Origin of the sequence: Streptomyces prunicolor NBRC 13075 (assembly GCF_000367365.1) — a bacterium.
Lineage (GTDB): Bacteria > Actinomycetota > Actinomycetes > Streptomycetales > Streptomycetaceae > Streptomyces > Streptomyces prunicolor.
Genome location: NZ_BARF01000184.1, coordinates 1 through 2,060, shown reverse-complemented (window position 1 = coordinate 2,060; position 2,060 = coordinate 1). Strand labels below are relative to the sequence as shown.

1 protein-coding gene is annotated in these 2,060 nt (G+C 71.5%); it reads left to right on the top strand.

What is annotated here, in order from left to right:
* A partial coding sequence (locus SPR02S_RS54670) for a type I polyketide synthase (RefSeq protein WP_043259186.1) occupies window positions 1-2,060 on the top strand: 2,060 nt, incomplete at both ends.

Sequence of the window (2,060 nt, the reverse complement as noted above, 5' to 3'; positions counted from 1 at the left end):
CTGGCGCCGGGCTCCTCGGTCCCTGGGGCCCTCGCGGCCGGGGCCGAACGCGTCGACCATCCCTTGCTGACCGCGGGAACACGGATCGGCGACCAGGACCAATGGCTGTTCACCGGTCGGGTGAGCACCGACACCGACGCCTGGATCACCGAGCACATGCTGTTCGGCACGGTCGTCGTACCGGGCGTCACGCTGGTGGAACTCGCGTTGACGGCGGGTGCCCAGGTGGGCTGCCCGGTGGTGGAGGAACTGGTCCTCGGGGCGCCTTTCCTACTGCCCGCCGGTACCGCCGTGCAGTTGCAGGTCACCGTCGCGGAAGCCGACGAGAACGGCCACCGTGACATCGCGATCTACACCGTCCCCGAGGGCGACGAGCGCGGCGAGTCGATCTGCCACGCGCGAGGCGTACTCGCCGCCGAGACGGAAACCGAGACAGAGACCGAGCAGGCTGCGGACTGGGCGGCACAGTGGCCGCCGCAGGACGCCGAGCCGGTGGCGGTCGAGCGGCTGTACGACCAGTTGACCGAGCTCGGCTACGACTACGGGCCCGTGTTCCAGGGGATGCGGGCGGCCTGGCGCGACGGCGACGACATCTACGTAGAGGTCGCGCTGGCGGACGAATACACCGGTCCCGCCGAGGAGTTCGGCGTCCACCCGGCGCTGTTCGACGCGGTGGTACAGGGGGGCGTGCCCCTCTTCGCCGGCGGCAGCCAGCACAAGATGCCGTTCAGCTGGACCGGCGTACGGCTCGGCCGTCGCGGCGCCTCGCGGGTACGGGTCCGTGCCGCGGCCCTCGGCGACTCGACGGTGCGGTTCGACGCAGTCGACGAAGCCGGTGTCCCGGTCGTGTCGGTCACGTCACTGGTCCTACGGCCGGTGGATCAGGCGCAGTTGGCCGGTGCCGGGCGGGCGGCCGACGGGTCGCTGTTCACGGTGGAGTGGACCGAGATCGCGGGGTCGAACGGCGCGGCCCCGGCGAGCGTCGCGGTGCTCGGCGAGGCCGCAGGTGCCGGTGCGGGTGAGCAGTTCGCGGATCTTGGCGCGCTGGTCGGTGCGGTGGCGGCGGGTGCGTCGGTGCCGGACGTGGTGGTCGCCGGCGTAGCGGCGGAAGAAGCTCCTGGCGAGGAGACCGATGCGGTACGTGCCGTGGTGGCACGGACGTTGGGCCTGGTGCAGGAGTGGCTGGCCGCCGACGCGTTGTCGGAGTCCCGGCTTGTGTTGGTGACTCGGGGCGCGATCTCGGTGGGTGAGGAGTCGCCGGATGTGGCGACTGCGGCGGCGTGGGGTCTGGTGCGTAGCGCGCAGTCTGAGCACCCGGGCCGTTTCGTGCTGTTGGACCTGGACCCGGCTGACGCAGCAGCGCCGGACTGGGCCGCGCTTGTCGGTCTTGGCGAGTCGCAGGTGGCGGTGCGTGGCGGGCGGGTGTTGGTGCCGAGGTTGGCGCGGGCTGTCGTGTCGGCGGCGCCGTTGGCGGGTGTCGGCACGGATGGCGCGGTGCTGGTGACCGGTGGGACCGGTGGCTTGGGTGCGTTGGTGGCGCGGCATTTGGTCATGTCGGGTGGTGTCCGTCATCTGGTGTTGGTGTCGCGGCGCGGTTTGGAGGCGCCGGGTGCGGGCGAGCTGGTTGCGGACCTGGAAGCCGCAGGCGGCCGGGTCCGGGTCGCGGCCTGTGATGTGGCCGACCGTGCTCAACTCACCGAACTCCTCGGCTCGTTGGACGTCCCGCTGTCCGGTGTCGTGCACGCGGCCGGTGTGCTGGACGACGGTCTCGTGGCGTCGATGACCCCGGAGCAACTGAGTCGGGTGCTGCGGCCGAAGCTGGACGCGGCGCTGTTGCTGGACGAGTTGACGGCGGACATGGACGTGCGGTCGTTCGTGCTGTTCTCCTCGGTCGCGGCGCTGATCGGAAGTGCGGGTCAGGGTAACTACGCTGCGGCGAATGCGGGGTTGGACGCTCTAGCAGCGCGTCGACGCTCCTCCGGGCGTCCGGCGGTCTCGCTGGCGTGGGGCTTGTGGGCGGCGGAGACCGGCATGACCGGCGAACTGGACGCCGCCCAACT